Source organism: Microbacterium sp. SORGH_AS_0888, from assembly GCF_030818905.1.
Classification (GTDB): domain Bacteria; phylum Actinomycetota; class Actinomycetes; order Actinomycetales; family Microbacteriaceae; genus Microbacterium.
In genome coordinates this window covers 2196060-2213394 of record NZ_JAUTAZ010000001.1, presented here as the reverse complement: position 1 = coordinate 2213394, position 17335 = coordinate 2196060, and the positions used below count along the sequence as shown (strand labels likewise).

General features: G+C 69.2%; 18 protein-coding genes and 3 tRNA genes. 11 read left to right on the top strand and 10 right to left on the bottom strand.

What is annotated here, in order from left to right; translation table 11 throughout:
* Nucleotides 1-18 precede the first annotated feature (18 nt).
* From gyrA to QE381_RS10705, 5 genes are all read left to right on the top strand, one after another.
* Nucleotides 19-2559 (top strand): DNA gyrase subunit A, encoded by a 2541-nt coding sequence (gene gyrA / locus QE381_RS10725; protein WP_307218027.1) that lies wholly within the window; start codon nt 19-21, stop codon nt 2557-2559.
* Nucleotides 2556-2960 (top strand): DUF3566 domain-containing protein, encoded by a 405-nt coding sequence (locus tag QE381_RS10720; protein WP_307218025.1) that lies wholly within the window; start codon nt 2556-2558, stop codon nt 2958-2960. The genes gyrA and QE381_RS10720 overlap by 4 nt, the downstream gene beginning before the upstream one ends.
* Before the next feature lie 67 nt (nt 2961-3027).
* Nucleotides 3028-3101 (top strand) — tRNA-Ile (locus QE381_RS10715).
* Nucleotides 3102-3113: 12 nt separating this feature from the next.
* A tRNA-Ala gene (locus QE381_RS10710) sits at nt 3114-3186 on the top strand.
* A gap of 66 nt (nt 3187-3252) precedes the next feature.
* Nucleotides 3253-3714: an NUDIX hydrolase gene (locus QE381_RS10705; RefSeq protein ID WP_307218024.1), complete on the top strand. Its 462-nt coding sequence runs from the start codon at nt 3253-3255 to the stop codon at nt 3712-3714.
* On the opposite strand, the gene QE381_RS10700 is transcribed toward QE381_RS10705, so the two are convergent.
* Together QE381_RS10700 and QE381_RS10695 are read right to left on the bottom strand one after the other, a co-directional pair.
* Nucleotides 3695-4174, bottom strand: a complete 480-nt coding sequence (locus QE381_RS10700; protein ID WP_307218022.1) for an aminoacyl-tRNA deacylase — start codon at nt 4172-4174, stop codon at nt 3695-3697. The genes QE381_RS10705 and QE381_RS10700 overlap by 20 nt on opposite strands.
* Nucleotides 4171-4755, bottom strand: coding sequence for a DNA helicase (locus QE381_RS10695; protein ID WP_307218020.1), 585 nt, complete (start codon nt 4753-4755; stop codon nt 4171-4173). Before QE381_RS10695 ends, QE381_RS10700 begins: the two co-directional genes overlap by 4 nt.
* Nucleotides 4756-4855: 100 nt before the next feature.
* Between QE381_RS10695 and QE381_RS10690 the strand changes: the two genes are divergently transcribed.
* Both QE381_RS10690 and QE381_RS10685 read left to right on the top strand, forming a co-directional pair.
* The gene (locus QE381_RS10690; protein WP_307218019.1) at nt 4856-5413 is read left to right on the top strand and encodes a peptidylprolyl isomerase; all 558 of its coding nucleotides are present in this window, start codon (nt 4856-4858) and stop codon (nt 5411-5413) included.
* Between the two features lie 13 nt (nt 5414-5426).
* Nucleotides 5427-6302: a rhomboid family intramembrane serine protease gene (locus QE381_RS10685; RefSeq protein ID WP_307218017.1), complete on the top strand. Its 876-nt coding sequence runs from the start codon at nt 5427-5429 to the stop codon at nt 6300-6302.
* Nucleotides 6303-6358: 56 nt separating this feature from the next.
* Here the strand turns inward: QE381_RS10685 and QE381_RS10680 are convergent, their stop codons facing one another.
* The gene (locus QE381_RS10680; protein WP_307218015.1) at nt 6359-6589 is read right to left on the bottom strand and encodes a cell division protein CrgA; all 231 of its coding nucleotides are present in this window, start codon (nt 6587-6589) and stop codon (nt 6359-6361) included.
* 53 nt (nt 6590-6642) lie between these two features.
* Between QE381_RS10680 and QE381_RS10675 the strand changes: the two genes are divergently transcribed.
* Genes QE381_RS10675 through QE381_RS10665 form a run of 3 tightly spaced genes read left to right on the top strand, consistent with a single transcriptional unit; the run spans nt 6643 to nt 8251 of the window.
* Entirely contained in the window at nt 6643-7431 is a 789-nt protein-coding gene (locus QE381_RS10675) for a class E sortase (protein ID WP_307218013.1), read from the top strand.
* The gene (locus QE381_RS10670; protein ID WP_307218011.1) at nt 7431-7586 is read left to right on the top strand and encodes a hypothetical protein; all 156 of its coding nucleotides are present in this window, start codon (nt 7431-7433) and stop codon (nt 7584-7586) included. Before QE381_RS10675 ends, QE381_RS10670 begins: the two co-directional genes overlap by 1 nt.
* A complete protein-coding gene (locus tag QE381_RS10665) occupies nt 7583-8251 on the top strand; it encodes an aminodeoxychorismate/anthranilate synthase component II (RefSeq protein WP_373426933.1) in 669 nt (222 codons plus the stop codon). Before QE381_RS10670 ends, QE381_RS10665 begins: the two co-directional genes overlap by 4 nt.
* On the opposite strand, the gene pknB is transcribed toward QE381_RS10665, so the two are convergent.
* From pknB to QE381_RS10630, 7 genes are all read right to left on the bottom strand, one after another.
* Nucleotides 8226-9932: a Stk1 family PASTA domain-containing Ser/Thr kinase gene (gene pknB / locus QE381_RS10660; RefSeq protein ID WP_307218009.1), complete on the bottom strand. Its 1707-nt coding sequence runs from the start codon at nt 9930-9932 to the stop codon at nt 8226-8228. The two genes, QE381_RS10665 and pknB, sit on opposite strands and share 26 nt — an antisense overlap.
* 68 nt (nt 9933-10000) lie before the next feature.
* Nucleotides 10001-11716, bottom strand: a complete 1716-nt coding sequence (locus tag QE381_RS10655; protein WP_307218007.1) for a protein kinase — start codon at nt 11714-11716, stop codon at nt 10001-10003.
* A complete protein-coding gene (locus tag QE381_RS10650; protein ID WP_307218005.1) occupies nt 11713-13173 on the bottom strand; it encodes a penicillin-binding protein 2 in 1461 nt (486 codons plus the stop codon). Before QE381_RS10650 ends, QE381_RS10655 begins: the two co-directional genes overlap by 4 nt.
* A complete protein-coding gene (locus QE381_RS10645) occupies nt 13170-14552 on the bottom strand; it encodes an FtsW/RodA/SpoVE family cell cycle protein (RefSeq protein WP_307218003.1) in 1383 nt (460 codons plus the stop codon). Before QE381_RS10645 ends, QE381_RS10650 begins: the two co-directional genes overlap by 4 nt.
* On the bottom strand, nt 14549-15784 hold the full coding sequence (locus QE381_RS10640) for a Stp1/IreP family PP2C-type Ser/Thr phosphatase (RefSeq protein WP_307218001.1): 1236 nt from the start codon (nt 15782-15784) through the stop codon (nt 14549-14551). The genes QE381_RS10645 and QE381_RS10640 overlap by 4 nt, the downstream gene beginning before the upstream one ends.
* Before the next feature lie 11 nt (nt 15785-15795).
* The gene (locus QE381_RS10635; protein WP_307217999.1) at nt 15796-16335 is read right to left on the bottom strand and encodes an FHA domain-containing protein; all 540 of its coding nucleotides are present in this window, start codon (nt 16333-16335) and stop codon (nt 15796-15798) included.
* Entirely contained in the window at nt 16332-17078 is a 747-nt protein-coding gene (locus QE381_RS10630; protein ID WP_307217998.1) for a DUF3662 and FHA domain-containing protein, read from the bottom strand. Before QE381_RS10630 ends, QE381_RS10635 begins: the two co-directional genes overlap by 4 nt.
* 152 nt (nt 17079-17230) lie before the next feature.
* On the opposite strand from QE381_RS10630, the gene QE381_RS10625 reads away from it, so the two are divergent.
* Nucleotides 17231-17314: transfer RNA gene (locus QE381_RS10625), tRNA-Leu, on the top strand.
* Nucleotides 17315-17335 lie beyond the last annotated feature (21 nt).

Sequence of the window (17335 nt, the reverse complement as noted above, 5' to 3'; positions counted from 1 at the left end):
CGAGAGAACTGAGTATCCATGGCTGATGACGAGCGTCCCGACGCGGCACCCGAGCACAACCACGGCAGGATCGACCAGGTCGACCTGCAGTCCGAGATGCAGCGGAGCTATCTCGACTACGCGATGAGCGTGATCGTCGGGCGCGCGCTGCCCGACGTGCGCGACGGGCTCAAGCCCGTGCACCGGCGCGTCGTGTACGGCATGTACGACGGCGGGTATCGTCCCGACAAGTCGTTCTCGAAGTGCGCACGCGTGGTCGGCGAGGTGATGGGTCAGTACCACCCGCATGGTGACGCCCCCATCTACGACGCGCTCGTGCGCCTCGTGCAGCCGTGGTCGCTGCGCTACCCGCTGGCGCTCGGCCAGGGCAACTTCGGGTCGCCGGGGAACCAGGGAGCCGCGGCCCCCCGGTACACCGAGACGAAGATGGCCCCGCTCGCGCTCGAGATGGTGCGCGACATCGAAGAGGAGACCGTCGACTTCCAGGACAATTACGACGGCCAGACCCAGGAGCCCGTCGTCCTGCCGTCGCGGTTCCCGAACCTCCTGGTCAACGGCTCGGTGGGAATCGCGGTCGGGATGGCGACCAACATCCCGCCGCACAATCTCCGTGAGGTCGCCGACGGCGCCCTCTGGGCGCTCGATCACCCCGAGGCGACGCACGCGGAGCTGCAGGAGGCCCTGATCCAGCGGGTCAAGGGGCCCGACTTCCCCACCGGTGCGCAGATCCTCGGCACCCGCGGCATCCTCGAGGCCTATCGCACCGGTCGCGGATCGATCACGATGCGCGCCGTCGTCAACATCGAGGAGATCCAGGGCCGCACGTGCCTCGTGGTCACCGAGCTGCCCTACCAGGTGAACCCCGACAACGTCGCGGTGAAGATCCGCGACCTCGCCCGCGACGGCAAGATCGCCGGGATCGCCGACATCCGCGACGAGACGAGCGATCGCACGGGCCAGCGGCTCGTGGTCGTCCTCAAGCGGGACGCGGTCGCCAAGGTCGTGCTGAACAATCTGTACAAGCACACGCAGCTGCAGGAGAACTTCGGCGCGAACATGCTCGCGATCGTCGACGGCGTGCCCCGCACACTCCCGATCGACGGCTTCATCACCTACTGGGTCACGCACCAGATCGACGTCATCGTGCGGCGCACCGCGTTCCGGCTCCGCAAGGCCGAGGAGCGCATGCACATCCTGCGCGCCTACCTCAAGGCGCTCGACGCGCTCGACGAGGTCATCGCGCTGATCCGCCGCTCCCCCACGGTCGACGAGGCCCGCACGGGCCTCAAGGCGCTGCTCGAGATCGACGACGTCCAGGCCGACGCGATCCTCGCGATGCAGCTGCGACGCCTTGCCGCCCTCGAGCGTCAGAAGATCGTCGACGAGGCGACAGAGCTCGAAGCCCAGATCGCCGACTACCACGACATCCTCGCGACGCCGCTGCGTCAGCGAACCATCGTGCGCGACGAGCTGACCGAGATCGTGGCGAAGTTCGGCGACGAGCGCCGCACCGAGATCCTGCTCGGCTACGACGGGGACATGTCGGTCGAGGACCTGATCCCCGAGGAGGAGATGGTCGTCACCATCACGCGTGACGGGTACATCAAGCGCACGCGCAGCGACAACTACCGGTCGCAGCACCGCGGCGGCAAGGGCGTCAAGGGCGCCCAGCTGCGGGCGGACGACGTCGTGGAGCACTTCTTCGTGACGACGACGCATCACTGGCTGCTGTTCTTCACGACCAAGGGTCGGGTGTACCGCTCGAAGGCCTACGAGGTTCCCGAGGCCGGGCGCGACGCCAAGGGACAGCACGTCGCGAACCTGCTGGCGCTGCAGCCCGACGAGCAGGTCGCGCAGATCCTCGACATCCGCGACTACACGGTCGCCACGTACCTCGTGCTCGCCACTCGCAGCGGCCTCGTGAAGAAGACGCGCCTGAGCGAGTACGACACCAACCGCCAGGGCGGTGTCATCGCGATCAAGCTCCGTGAGGACGACGAGGTCGTGAGCGCGCTGCTGGTGGACGAGTCCGACGACGTGCTGCTCATCAGCCGTCAGGGGATGTCGCTGCGCTTCACCGCGACCGACGACTCGCTCCGGCCGATGGGGCGTTCCACGGAGGGCGTGAAGGGGATGTCGTTCCGCCCGGGCGACAGCCTGCTCTCGGCGTCCGTCGTCCGCGATTCGGGATACGTCTTCGTCGTCACGGAGGGCGGCTACGCCAAGCGCACCGAGGTCGACCAGTACCGCATCCAGGGACGCGGCGGCCTCGGCATCAAGGTCGCCAAGCTGACCGACGACCGGGGTGAGCTCGCGGGTGGCTTGATCGTCACGGACGACGACGAGGTCTTGGTGGTTCTTGCCAGCGGCAAGGTGGTACGCTCAGCCGTCGCCGAGGTGCCTGCAAAGGGCCGCGACACGATGGGCGTCGTTTTCGCCCGCCCCGACGATGACGATCGGATCATCGCCCTCGCGCGCAACGGCGAGCGAGGACTCGCGGAGGAGGCGGAGGCCGCCGCCGCGGATGCGACCGAGAGCCAGGAAGGTACTGACGTATGAGCACGGTGGCCGACAAGCTTGCCCGGAAGTCGACCAGCAAGACCAACGCCAAGCAGGTGCGCCTGCGGCTGGTCTACATCGACTTCTGGTCCGCCGTGAAGCTGTCCTTCCTCGCGGCCGTCGCCCTCGCCGTCGTGACGGTGGTCTCGTACTTCCTCATCTACATGGTCATCTCGGCGACGGGTCTCGTGGGCAAGGCCGACGAGCTGTTCCGCTCGTTCACGGACGGCAGCGTGACGCTGTCGCAGTTCGTCGGGCTGCCGCAGGTCATGGCGTTCGCCGCTGTCGTCGCCATCCTGAACCTGGTCGTGATCACCGTGATGGGCGCCGTGATCGCCGGCATCTACAACCTCGCGGTCAAGGTCACGGGTGGTCTGCTCGTGGGTTTCACCTCCAACTGACCCTGATTTCGGTTACCGCGCCGAATCGGGTAAAGTCTTGGAGGTTGCCGGTGGAAACCGGCGCAGCGGGGCTATAGCTCAGGCGGTTAGAGCGCTTCACTGATAATGAAGAGGTCCCAGGTTCAAGTCCTGGTAGCCCCACTCTCCCCTCTGGGGGCCTTAGCTCAGTTGGTAGAGCGCCTGCTTTGCAAGCAGGATGTCAGGAGTTCGAATCTCCTAGGCTCCACATCTTCCTCGCGGCGGGACGGATCCGCTGGCTCGCTCGGTTGCCGTAATCGATAGGGTGACGGGCATGGACATGCGTGTCGCGGCGTACGCCATCATCACGGACGAGACCGGGCGGCTGCTCATGGCGCACTGGAACGAGGGGCGTCATCGCGCCTGGACCCTTCCGGGCGGTGGGCTCGAACCCGGTGAGGAGCCCGTGCATGCCGTGCGCCGTGAGATCCGGGAGGAGACCGGCTACCACGCCGTCGTCGGTGAGCTGCTCGGCATCCACTCCCGTGTGATCCCGGCCAATCGGCGCATCGCTCCCAGCGACGATCCCCTGCACACGCTGCGCATCGTCTACCGCGCGAAGGTGAGCGGTGGGGTGCTGCGTGACGAGGTGGACGGCTCGACCGACGAGGCGCGGTGGTTCTCCCTGTCGGAGGTGCGGACCCTGCGGCGCGTGAAACTGGTCGACATCGCGTTGTCCTGGGCCGGCCTGCTCGACCGGAAGAAGAACCCGAGCCTCAGTCGGCCGCGCGGCTGATATCGGCCACCGTGGCCTCGAGCGCCGAGAGGAGGGCGTCGGCCTCGACGAACACGCTGTAGCCGTGGGCTCCCGCGCCCATGGCCACCCGGCGGCCGCGGATCCGCTCGTCCGCGAACACGGGCCATGCCGTCGTCGCGCCCAGCGGCACGATCGTGCCCCGCTCGTACCCGGTGGCCGCGAGGGCATCCGCCGCATCCGGGAGACGAAGCTTGTTGACGCCGACGACGGCGCGCAGCTTCGGCCATTCGATCTCGCGGTCCCCGGGAACCAGCGCGAACAGATAGGTGCCGTCGCTGCGCTTGACGACGAGCGTCTTGACGATGTCGGCGGGGGTGACGCCCAGCAGCGCCGCCGCCTCCGCCAGGCTCGATGCCGCGCCCCGTTCACGGAACTCGACCGGAAGACCGAGAGCGGATGCGGCATGCCGCACCCGCTCCGTCGGATCCTCCGTGCTCACGCGTCGGGGGCGCGCAGCGGGTCGTCCGCGACCCAGAGCTCGTCGTCGGCGCGCAGGGTCTGCCAGGCCGCATAGGCGACGCCCGCGGCCGCCAGACCTCCGAGGATGAGAGCGATGACGCCGCCGGCGCCGATGCCCTTCTTCTTCGGCTCGAGCGCCGCCAGGCGAGCGGAGAGCTTCTTCGAGGTCTTCTTGCCGTACTTCGCCGCCTTCTTCTGGAGGGCTGCGGAGTCGGGCAGCGCGAAGCCGCGCCCGGATGCGATGCGCGACCGGGTGTCGTTGGCGGCGTCCCATACCGAGAGCGCGCCCCCGACCACGGCGCCCGTCGCGGGGATGACGCCATCCGTCAGCACGCGGCGACCCGCCGAGAGCCCGCGCGAGACGTAGGGCTCCGCGTAGCGGTGGTATCCGTCCTGCACAGCGGGCACGAACTGCTCGCGGTTGAAGTTCCCGAGCTGGCGTCCGGCCTCGCGAGCGACGTCAGCCGCCTCGCCGACCAGGACCTGCTGTGACTCCCAGAGCTTGTTCGCGTGGTTCTGGAGCTTGCGCAGCTCCTTCTTGCGCTTACGGCTGAGGCTCACGATGCTTCCCCCTATCGATGGGTGTGTCGTTCTGCCCATCTTGCCAGAGCGACGGGCGTCCCACAGCCGGGCTTGCTATGAACTCTGCGACAATGTAGCCATGGTCACACCCTCCGCCACCGCGACGATCCACACCAACCACGGCGACATCCTCGTCAACCTCTTCGGGGACCAGGCGCCCCGCACCGTGAAGAACTTCATCGGTCTCGCCGATGGCACAGGCGAGTGGACGGACCCCGCGACAGGAAAGCCCGGAGAGGGCCCGCTGTACACCGACGTGATCTTCCACCGCATCATCCCCGGGTTCATGATCCAGGGCGGCGACCCGCTCGGGCAGGGCACCGGCGGCCCGGGCTACAACTTCGACGACGAGATCCACCCGGAGCTCACCTTCCAGCAGCCGTACCTGCTCGCCATGGCCAACGCAGGCCTGCGTCGCAATGCCATCACGGGCGCTGTGCAGGGCACCAACGGCTCGCAGTTCTTCATCACGACCGACCCGACACCGTGGCTGCAGGGCAAGCACACGATCTTCGGCGAGGTCGCGGACGACGCGTCCCGCGCGGTCGTCGACGAGATCGCCGCGGTGCCGACGGGTGCCGGTGACCGGCCGGTCGAGCCCGTCGTCATCTCGTCGATCGACATCGCGGCCGCCTGACGCCGCCGCATCCGTGACCACTCCGGAGTTCACGCGGAACCGCGAGAACTACTGCTACCGCCATCCCGACCGGCAGAGCTTCGTGCTGTGCCAGCGATGCCTGCGCACGATCTGCCCCGAATGCCAGACGCCGGCGGCGGTCGGGGTCATCTGCCCCGAGTGCATGGCGGAGCAGCGGCGCGAGCAGACGCCCGCCCAGCGGCGTGCCGAGCGGCGCTGGTCACGCTCGGCGCCGGTGGCGGCCGTCTCCTCGGGTCAGCCGGTCGTCACCTACACGGTCATCGCGATCTGCTTCGGCGTCTACGTGCTGCAGCTCGTGCTCGGTCCGCAGGTCGGGCAGTGGCTCCTGTTCAGCGCCGGCTACCTGTACCCCCAGATCACCGGTGTCTTCGAGCCGTGGCGGCTGTTGACGTCCGCCTTCGCGCACTCGTCGTTCTGGCACGTGGGGCTGAACATGCTCTCACTGTGGATGATCGGGCGGATCCTCGAGCCCCTCCTGGGCCGGGGCCGTTTCCTGGCGCTGTACCTGCTGAGCGCGATCGGCGGCTCGGTGGGTGTCGCGCTGCTGGCTCCCTCGTCTGCCGTGGTCGGTGCCTCCGGCGCGATCTTCGGGCTGTTCGGGGCGCTCGTGATCATCGCGCGTCACCTCGGCGCCAACCTCGCCGGCATCCTCATCGTCGTCGGGATCAACCTCGCGATCGGCTTCGTTCCCGGCATGGGGATCTCCTGGCAGGCCCATGTCGGCGGCCTGGTGACCGGCGCGCTCGTCGGCCTCGTGCTGGCGAGGACGCGTCGTCGCGATCAGCGCGCGCTGCAGATCGGCCTGCTCGCGGGGCTCGGCATCGTCCTGCTCCTGCTTCTGCTCCTCCCGCCGGTCATCTACGGGTAGCGGAAGTTATCCACAGGTTCATCCACACATGGGGATGACTTACACGGGTGTAATTCTCAGCGCCAGCGCGTCGTCATCAGGAACCCCACGAAGGCGATGCCGAAGCCGATCACGAGGTTCCACGCGCCGATGTCGGGGATCGGGAGCGCGGTGTTGCTGAGGTAGAAGACCAGGACCCAGACGAGCCCGATCAGCATGAGACCGATCATGATCGGCTTGAACCACACGGGGTTGGGGGCGGGCTCGCCCGTGCCGGTCTGGTCCTCGTCCTTGTCCACGCGCGCCATGGCCCTCATCCTACCTGGGAGTGGCTCCTACCCACGCTGGGTACAATCCGGGTGTGACCGACACTCTTGCGCCCGAGACGCGGCGTTCGCGCGCGGGCAGACGCCGCCGCCGCGTGAGTGTCGTCGGGGTCGTCGGAGAGCTCCTCATCACGTTCGGGATCGTCGCGCTGCTCTACGTCGCCTGGCAGCTGTGGATCGGCGACGTGATCTACGGCGTCGAGCGCGCGGCCGAGGCGCGGAGCCTGTCGGAGCAGTGGCAGCAGCAGTACGAGGCGTCACAGGCGGCGTCCCCGAGCCCGGACCCGAGCGCGAGCCCCTCCGCGAGTGCGGCGCCGGTCGTTCCCGTGCTGGCCGAGGCGGCCGAGGGCCAGGTCTTCGGCAACCTCTACGTCCCGCGTTTCGGGGGGGACTACGTCCGCCAGATCGCCGGCGGCGTGACCCGGCCGACCACGCTCGACCCCATCGGCGTCGGGCACTACGACGGCACGCCGATGCCGGGGAGCGTCGGAAACGTGTCGTTCGCGGCGCACCGCACGACCTTCTCGGCACCGTTCAACCAGATCGCCAATCTCCACGTGGGTGACGCGATCGTCATCGAGACCGCCGACGGCTGGTACACCTACCGCTTCCGCACGCTGGAGTACGTGACCCCTGACGCGGTCGATGTGCTGCTCCCCGTGCCGCGGCAGCCGGGAGTCCAGGCCAACGGGAGCTACTTGACCATGACCAGTTGCAGCCCCATGTACTCCATGACGGAACGGATCGTCGCCTACAGCGTGTTCGACTCGTTCACGCCGCGTGCCGCGGGTGCGCCCGCCGCGCTGACCCAGGGCGTGTCCTGATGTACGCGGCGCTGTGGCGAGTCCTGCCCGGGCCCTGGTGGGTGCGCGTGCTGATCCTCCTCGTCCTCGTCCTCGCGGCACTGTACGGGCTGTTCTTCTACGTCTTCCCCTGGATCTCCACCTACGTCAACCCGCAAGAGGTCACCGTCCAGTGAGCGCTCCCGTCCGGGTGCTCATGGTCGACAACCACGACAGCTTCGTCCACACCCTGGTCGGCTATCTCACGGAGCTCGGCGCCCGCGTCGACATCGTGGAGGCGGACGAGATCGACCCGGATGCCGCATCCTCGGCGATCGCGGAGTACGACGGTGTCGTGGTCTCCCCCGGGCCCGGCTCGCCCGAGCACGCGGGTGCCTCGGTCGCCGTCGTGCGCGCGGCAGCGGCGCACCGCAGGCCGCTGCTGGGCGTCTGTCTCGGACATCAGGCCATCACGGTCGCGTTCGGCGGCACCGTCGCTCGCGCGCCGGAGCTCATGCACGGCATGACCTCCGAGACCTCGCACGACGACTCCGCGCTGTTCCGCGGCATCCCCTCGCCGTTCACGGTGGGGCGCTATCACTCGCTCGCCGCCGTGGACACCGACCTGCCCGCGCAGCTGAGGGTGACCGCGCGCAGCGAGGCCGGCACGATCATGGCGGTCTCGCACGTGTCGCTGCCCATCGCGGGCGTGCAGTTCCACCCGGAGAGCGTGCTGACCGATCACGGGTACCGGCTGCTCGGGAACTGGCTGAGCGAGCTCGGCGACACGGACGCCGCCGTCCGCGGTGCGGAGCTCTCGCCCCACCGCGGACGGGTCAGCCCGAGCACACCGTCAGCGTGATCTCGGAGTGGATCGGCACCTCGCCCGGCGCGAGGGACATGACCTTCACGGTCGGCGTCGGCGTCGCCTTGCACTGCGGATCCTCTGCCGTCGTCACGGTGAGGCCGATCGACTGGAGCTGACGGGTCGCGGCATCGACCGTGTATCCGGTGACGTCGGCCAGCACCACCTTGCCGCTCGCGACCCGCAGGTTGATCGCCGTGCCGAGGGGCAGGGCCTCGCCCGTCTCCACCGGGCTTCCGGCGACCTCGGCCGACATGACCGAACCGGCCGCCAGCTGCGGATCGTTCACCGGGGTGATCGTGCCGACCGTGAGACCCGCCTTGGTCAGCGCGTCCTGCGCGTTCTGCTGGCTGATCCCGACGAGCGTGGGCACCGCCACCGTGCGCTTGCCGCTCGACACGTACACGCTGACCTGCTGGCCGGCTGTCACACTCGTCCCTGCGCCGGGATCCGTGCGCACGACGTTCCCGACGGCGATCTGGTCGTCCGTGACGTCCTGACGCTCGGCCGACAGACCCTGCTGCTGCAGCAGCGCGACCGCGCGGTCGTAGGTCATGCTGGTCACATCGGGAACCGTGCGGGCGGCGGAGGCGACCTCGTTGCCGGTGCGGATCGACATGACCCAGAACAGCACCGAGACCAGCAGGACGGCGAGAACGGCCACCCCCGCCCAGATCCACGCCGCCGGCGGTCCCGGCTGCGTGCGCTTCATGGTGGAGTCGGTCGAGAGCTGACGGAGGGTGCGTGCCGTCTCAGCGGCCTGACGGGGGTTCGGGCCGTAGAGCTCGTTCGTGAGCGCGCCGAGCTGGCGCTTCGTGGGTGCTTTGCCGGTGAGCGCCGTCTCGAGCGCGGACCGGAACGATGCGGCGTCCTGGTACCGCTGGAACGGATCCTTCGCGAGCGCGCGCAGCACGACCGGGTCGAGGCCCTTCGGCAGCTCGGGAACCAGCTCCGAGGGGGGAACCGGCGCCTCGCTCACGTGCTGGTAGGCGACCGCCACCGGGGTGTCCCCGCGGAACGGCTGTCGGCCGGTGAGCAGCTCGTAGAGGACGACGCCCGTCGAGTAGAGATCGGCGCGGCCGTCGACCGGCTCGCCCTTGGCCTGCTCTGGCGAGAAGTACGCGGCCGTGCCGAGGATCGCGGTCGTCTCCGCGACCGTCGAGGAGGAGTCCGACACGGCGCGCGCGATGCCGAAGTCCATCACCTTGACCTGGCCCGCGGCGGTCACCATGACGTTGCCGGGCTTGATGTCGCGGTGCACGACGCCGGCGCGGTGCGAGTACTCCAGGGCTTCGAGGATGCCGTCCACGTAGCGGACCGCATCCGCCGCGGGAAGCGGCCCGTCGGCGACGAGGTCCTTCAGGAGGGTGCCCTCGACGAGCTCCATCACGATGTAGGGGACGGGGTGATCCGTGCCGTCGGGCGCGGTCTCGACATCCTCGCCCGCGTCGAAGACGCGGACAACGGCCGGGTGCGCCATGCGCGACGCGGCCTGCGCCTCGAGGCGGAAGCGCGTGCGGAACGTCGCATCGTCCGCGAGCTCGCGCTTGAGCAGCTTCAGGGCGACGTCGCGGCCGAGGGTCGTGTCGTAACCGCGGTAGACGCTCGCCATCCCGCCGCGGCCGATGAGCTCATCGACCCGGTACCGGCCGGCGAGCACGCGCGCCGCATCGATCACTGTGACTCCCTGGGTGAAACGTCCCCCAGCCTAACCGACGCCGCTCCCCCGACCCTGGGGCGACGCTGTCAGGTCGACGTCGGGGTCGGGGTCGGGGTGGACCCGGACGTGATCATGGCCGAGGCGGGGTCCGACGAGCCCGAGGTGCGGTCGCCGGAGTTGCCGGTGCAGGTGACGGTGTAGGTGATCACGACCGACTGACCGGGGTTCTCCGCGACGAGCAGCTGGGCGCTGCGGTCGTTGGCACCGAAGGTCGCCGTGGACTGACCGGTCGAGGCGAACGTCGCGTTGGTGGCCGTGAAGGTGTAGCCCTTGACCGTGCCGCTGCCCGAGGGGCATCCCTGGTAGCCGTTCCAGGTCACCTGGATCGTGCTGCCCGCGCGGGCCGACGAGGGGAGCGTTGCCACGGCCGGAGTCGGAAGGGCGGACTGCGCGCCGTAGTACGTCAGCGTGAGAACCGTTCCCCTGTCGACGTTGCCCTGCGGGCTCACGCTGTAGATCTTGCCGATCTGGTCTGCGCTCGTCGCCTCGTCGCCCGGGTTGCAGGTGGACGCCAGGCCCGCTGCGGTGACGGTCTTGGTCGCCTCGTCGCAGGTCTGACCCACGAGGTTGAGCGAACCGACGTTGACGCGCGCCGACGTCGGGCTCGTCGACGGGGTCGTGGGCTGCGTCGGCACGTTCGAGGTGTTCGTCGTCGCGGGCGGCTGCGCGTCCGAGTCGCGGCCGCCGAAGAGAGCCCAGATCGTTCCTCCGAGCACGACCAGAAGGATGACGATGAGCGCCACCAGCGGCCAGGTCCAGGGGCTGCGCTTTCGTCTCTCGGGCGCCGCCGCGGCGGCGGCCACGCCGGCGCCGGGCAGCAGCTGGGTCGCCGTGGAGGTGTCGCTCACGCCGAGCAGCTGGGTCGCGTCATCGGCGGACAGGCCGGCGGCGATGGCCGGCACGGCGGCGGCCGCGGCCGCCACGTCGCCACGTCGCAGCGCGATCGCTGCGCGCGAGACGGCGGCTGCGGATGCCGGCCGATCCTCCGGCTTCTTCGCGATCATCGCCATGACGAGGTTCTGAACCGGCTCCGCGACGGTCGGGGGCAGAGGCGGCGGCTGCTCGTTGATCTGCGCCATCGCGATCGCGACCTGCGACTCGCCCGTGAACGGACGCTTGCCCGCCAGGCACTCGTACGCGACGATGCCGAGCGAGTAGATGTCGGTCGACGGCGTCGCGGGATGGCCCGACGCCTGCTCCGGCGAGAGGTACTGGACGGTGCCCATGACCTGTCCCGTGGCCGTCAACGGCACCTGGTCGGCGATGCGCGCGATGCCGAAGTCCGTGATCTTCACACGTCCGTCGGGGGTGATGAGCAGGTTTCCCGGCTTGATGTCGCGGTGGACGAGGCCGGCGGCGTGGGCGGCCTGGAGCGCGGACGCGGTCTGCGCGACGACGTCGAGGGTCTTGTCGGTCGACAGCGATCCCTCGCGCTCGATGATCGTGGACAGCGCTTCGCCCGGGACCAGCTCCATCACGAGGAACGCCGAGCCGTTCTCCTCGCCGTAGTCGAAGACGCTGGCGATCCCCTCGTGGTTCACCAGGGCCGCGTGCCGCGCCTCGGCGCGGAAGCGCTCGAGGAACCCCGGGTCGCCCATGTATTCGTCTTTGAGGATCTTGATGGCGACGGTGCGGCCGATGACGTGGTCGGTCGCCTCCCACACCTCGCCCATCCCGCCGATCGCAATCCGCGATTCGAGCTCGTAGCGTCCGCCGAACGTCGCACCCTGGGTCGGTCTCATTTGCCCAGCACCGCCTCCATGACCTTTTTCGCTATGGGAGAGGCGATGGTGTTGCCGCTACCCGACTGTCCTTGTCCGCCGCCATCCTCGACGACGACCGCTACGGCGACCTGAGGATCGTTTGCGGGAGCGAACCCGGTGAACCACAGCGAGTACGGCTTGGTGTCGCCGTTCTCGGCCGTACCGGTCTTACCCGCGACCTGGACCCCGTCTATTCTTGCATTCGAGGCGGCGCCGTTATCGACGTTGGCCACCATCATCTGCACGAGCTGTGCATTCAGGCTCGCGTCGAGCGAGGTCCCGAAGGTCGACGCGGTGAAGGGCTGCTGCACCGACAGGTCGGGACCGATCACCTGGTCGACCATCTGCGGGTTCATGACCACGCCCCCGTTCGCGATGCCCGCCGACACCATCGCCATCTGCAGCGGGGTCGCGATCACCTGCCCCTGCCCGAAACCGCTGAGCGCCGTCTGCGCGTCGTCGACGATGGTGCGGGGGTAGCTCGACGGCGTCGATGCCAGCGGCGTGTTGAACGAGGTGTTGAAACCGTACTTCTCGGCTTCGGCCTTGATCGCCTCGTGACCCAGCTGCACCGCGAGCTCCGCCATGGGGATGTTGCACGAGAGGCGCAGCGCATCGGCGATCGTCACGACATCCCCGCCGCCGCAGGTCCCGCCGCCGGCGTTGCTGATGCTGGTCGTCGTTCCCGGCAGCGTGTAGGACGCCGGATTCGGGAACGTCGACTGCGGCGTGTACTTGCCCGAGGCGAGGGCGGCCGAGACGGTCACGAGCTTGAAGGTGGAGCCCGGCGGGTTGAGGTTGCCGGCGATCGCCCGGTTGGCCATGGGCTGGTTCGCAGCCGCCGTGAGCTGGTCGTAGGTGGTGTTGACGGCTGCCGTGTCGTGCGAGGCGAGCAGGTTGGTGTCGAAGCTCGGGCTCGTCACCATCGCGAGGATCCGACCCGTCGAGGGCTGGATCGCGATGACGGCGCCCTGCAGGCTGCCGAGGGCGTCGTAGGCCGCCTTCTGCACCTTCGCGTCGAGGGTCAGCACGACGTTCGAGCCCTGCGGGGACTGGCCTGTGAAGATCTGCTCGACCCGGGAGAGGAACTGCGATCCGCCCGTTCCCGACAGCGCCTGGTTCTCCGCCTGCTCGATCCCCGTCGCCGAGCCCAGCACCGAGTTGATGTACCCCGTCACCGGCGCCCACATCGGCGCGTCGGTGTACACCCGCTGCCAGCTGTAGACGTCGTCCGAGGGGACGGATGTCGCGATCGCCGTCCCGCTGGCGATGATCGATCCGCGCTGGACCTTGTAGGAGTCGTAGATCGCCCGCTTGTTCTCGGCGTTGGCGGCGAGGGAGTTCGCCTGCACGACCTGGATGATGCTCGTCGATCCGAACAGCACGAGGAACATCGCGAGCATGAGGACGCTGAGGCGTCGCAGCTGCTTGGTCATCCGATCACCGCCCGCGGCTGGTTGCGCACGGCGTCGGAGATGCGCAGGAGGATCGCCACGATGATCCAGTTCGCCACGAGCGAGGATCCGCCCGCCGCGAGGAAGGGCGTCGTGAGACCGGTGAGGGGGATGACGCGGGTGACGCCGCCGACCATGATGAACACCTGCAGGGCGATCGTGAACGCCATCCCCGTCGCCAGCAGCTTGCCGAAGTCGTCCTGTCCTGCGACCCCGATCCGGATGCCGCGGCTGGTGAACACCATGTACAGGCACAGGATCGCGAAGACGCCGATGAGTCCCAGCTCCTCGCCGAGGCTCGGGAAGATGTAGTCGCTCTGCGACAGCGGCGTCAGCCCGGGCCGGCCCTGGCCGAGCCCGGTTCCGATGATCCCGCCGTGGGCGAGGCCGAAGATGCCCTGGACGAGCTGGTAGCTGCTGTTGTCCATGAGGTCGGGGTTGAACGCGTCGAGCCAGTTCGTGAACCGCTCGCCGACGTAGGGCAGCGCCCGCGACGCGGCGAACGCTCCCGCGCCGGCGAGCACGACTCCGAGAAGGACCCAGCTCGTCTTGCCCGTCGCGACGTACAGCATCGCGATGAACATGCCGAAGATCAGCAGACCGGTGCCGAGATCGCGCTGCACGACGATGATGCCGAGCGAGATGAGCCAGATGACCAGCATCGGTCCGAGCTCACGGGCGCGCGGCCACGTCATCCCGAGGAAGCGGGTGCCGACGGAGGTGAGGCTCTCGCGGGTGCGCACCAGGTAGCCGGCGAAGAAGATCGCCAGCGCGATCTTCGCGAGCTCGCCCGGCTGGAAGGAGAAGAACCCGAGCGAGACCCAGACGTCCGCGTTCGCGTCCGTCCCGAGACCGGGCACGAGGGGCAGGAGCAGCAGCGCGACGCCGATGAAGCCGGAGACGTACGTGTAGCGGAACAGCACGCGGTAGTTGCGCAACCCGAGCACGACCGCGATGGCCAGCGCATAGGCGATGCCGGCCCACGCGAGCTGACGGGTGGATGCCGCATCCCATCCCTGGAGTCCGTCGCCGATGTCGATGCGGTAGATCATGGCGAGGCCGAGGCCGGTGAGGACCGTGCCGATCGGGAGGACGAACGGGTCGGCGTCGCGCGCGACGAAGCGCAGCACGACGTGCAGCGCCAGGGCGAGCGCCGCCAGCACCCCGCAGTAGTACAGGAAGCTCGGGTCGATCGTCCCCAGCACACCGACCTGGACGAGCGCCACGGCCGCGCCGCTCACGACGAGGGCGAACAGGAGCATCGTCAGCTCGCGGTTGCGGAGCTTCTGCGGCACGCGGATGCGCTTGAGCGCGCGCATGACCGCCGTGTCGGTGCTGACGGCGGGCGGGGTCTGGGTCATCCGCTGCTCCTCTCGCGAGTGAGGCGGTCCACGATCGCCTCGGCATCGGCCAGCGAGCGCGCCGAGATCGTCCCCTCGACGGCGGTCCGATCGAACGGCGCGAGGTCGGCGAGGAGGATGCCCGTGTCCTGGTACGGCGTCGACAGCGAGATCGGGCCGATGCTCTGCTGGACCCCGCGGTAGATCACGACGGAGTCGTCGTCGGCACCGACGTAGTAGCGGGTCTGGGTCCAGTTGTAGCCGACCGCCAGTGCCCCGGCGATCGCGGCGAGCACGAGGGCGAACCCGACGAACCAGGCGACACGGCGCCGTCTGGCGCGCCGCCTGTCCTCCTCGATGAGCTCCTCGAGGAACTCGGGCGCGGGCTCGAAGTGGGTCGGCTCGTTCGCCGCCTGACGCCCCGGATGCAGCCACGACGACCGGCCGGACCGTGCGGCGGGGACCTCGATGCCCGAGGGGTTCGAGGCCGACCCCACGATGGCGGGGGTGCCGGAGAAGACGGGATGGTGGCCGCCCACGTCCACGATGACGATCGTCACGTTGTCGGGCGCTCCGGCATCCAGCGCCTGCTTCAACAGGTGATCGGCCGTGCGGGCGGGGGCGTTGCCGGCAGCGAGCGCCTTCGCGGTGTGGGTGTCGTCGATCACGCCGGAGAGGCCGTCGGAGCAGAGCAGCCACCTGTCGCCCGGCTGGGTCGGCATGATGAACGTGTCGACCTCGGGATCGGGGTCCATGTCGCCGAGCACGCGCATGAGCACCGATCGCCGCGGGTGGTAGCGAGCCTCCTCCGGTGTGATCCGGCCCGAGTCGACCAGCCGCTGCACGAAGGTGTGGTCGGTCGTGATCTGGGTCAGCGCGCCGTCGCGGAACAGGTAGATGCGGGAGTCGCCGATGTGGGCGATGACGGCGTAGTCGTCGACCATGAGCAGGGCGCTGACGGTCGTTCCCATTCCGGCGAGCTCGGGTCGGGTGCGGACCGTGTCGATGATGTCGCCGGCCGTCTCGGTGATCGCCTGCTGCAGCGCGTGCTCGGCCTCGGTCGTCGAGACGAACGGGCGGTCCAGGTCCGCGAGCCGCGCGATTGCGAGGCCGGAGGCGACATCCCCGCCCGCGTGGCCTCCCATGCCGTCGGCGACGACGAACAGGTTGGACCCGGCGTAGCCGGAGTCCTGATTGTTCGAGCGCACCTTGCCGGTGTGCGAGAGCGCAGCGCTCGAGCCCTGGAAGACCATCGGATGCGCCGTCAGTCCTGCAGCTCGAAGGTCGTCGCGCCCACCTTGATGGGCGCGCCGAGCAGGATCGGCACCGGGGCGCTCACGCGCACGCCGTTGTGCCACGTGCCGTTGGTCGAGTCCAGGTCCTGCAGCATCCACTGCTCGCCCCACAGCATCAGCCGCGCATGATGGCTCGAGGTGTAGTCGTCGCGGATCACGAGACCCGACTCGCTCGATCGGCCGATCGTGAGCGGCTCGGTGCCCAGCGGCAGCTCGAGCCCTGCCTTGGGCCCGCTGGTGATGACGATGCGGTGCGCGTTCTCCGTCGTCGCCTTGCCGCCCTTCGCGGCCTTCTTGGCCCGCGGGGCTGCGCTCACGGGCGCCGTCGGCGCACCGGGCGACGCGGTCGGCGGCGTCGTGATGGCCGGAGCCGAGGCCGCGGCCTCGGGGAGCTTGCGGGCGCGGACCCCGAAGACGTCGGCGCGCAGTGCGTAGACGACGGCGAACACGAAGAACCAGAGCAGCACCAGGAAGCCGATCTGGAGCAGGAGGAGGGTCAGCTGGCTCATGCGAACGGATCCTGCCACTGGGATGCCTCGCGGACGGAGAAGGCGCGGGTCACGTCTTCGCTCCGGGGCCCGGGAGCGGCCTGCGCGACGACGCGGAACACGATGTCGGTGCGGCCGATCGTGACGGTCGAGTCGGGCGGCAGCGGTGCTTCCGAGACCTTGCGGCCGTTGAGCTTGGTGCCGTTCGTGGAGCCGAGGTCGCGGACCATGGCGCGCTCGCCGTCCCAGAGGATCTCGACGTGCCGACGGCTGGTTCCGGCGTCCGGGATCGTGATGTCCGCGTCGCTCCCCCGGCCGATCACGGTGCGCGAGCCCGTGACCGGGTGTCGGCGCCCGCCGATGTCGAGGACGGCCTGCCACGAGACCCGCCCGGCTCCCGCCGACTGCGAGCTCACCCGGAGCTGGCCCGTCGAGAGCTTCGGGTCGTCCACGAGTCGGATCGAGAGGGGGCCGGCGAAGGAGTACCGCTGCGTGCGCGCGTGCTTCTGCACGAGCGCGTCGAGCTCCGCGTTCAGCTGCGATCCGAGCCCACGCATGCGCTCGAGGTCGCCCGGTGACAGGTGCACCGTGAGGGTGTTCGGCACCAGGATGCGGTCTCGCGTGACCACCGCGGCATTCGTGTCGAGCTCGCTGCGGAGTGCCGACGCGATCTCGACCGGTTGGATCCCGCTGCGGAAGGTCTTGGCGAACGCGCCGTTGACGGCGCGCTCCAGACCTCTCTCGAAGCTGTCAAGTAGTCCCACACGACTCCTCCGGCAGGCAGAACGGGTGGGACCATCGTAGTTGCACACCCTGAATGTGCGACCCATGCCCGCGGTGCGGCGTGCGGGCGGGCGGATCAGGCGTGATATCCTCGGGAAGTTGAGTTTCGCCGAGTCCTTGGATCAGGCGGCTCGCGCGAGTGGCGGAATAGGCAGACGCGCTGGCTTCAGGTGCCAGTGCCCGAAAGGGCGTGGGGGTTCAACTCCCCCCTCGCGCACAGCGCAGAATCGACCCCCGA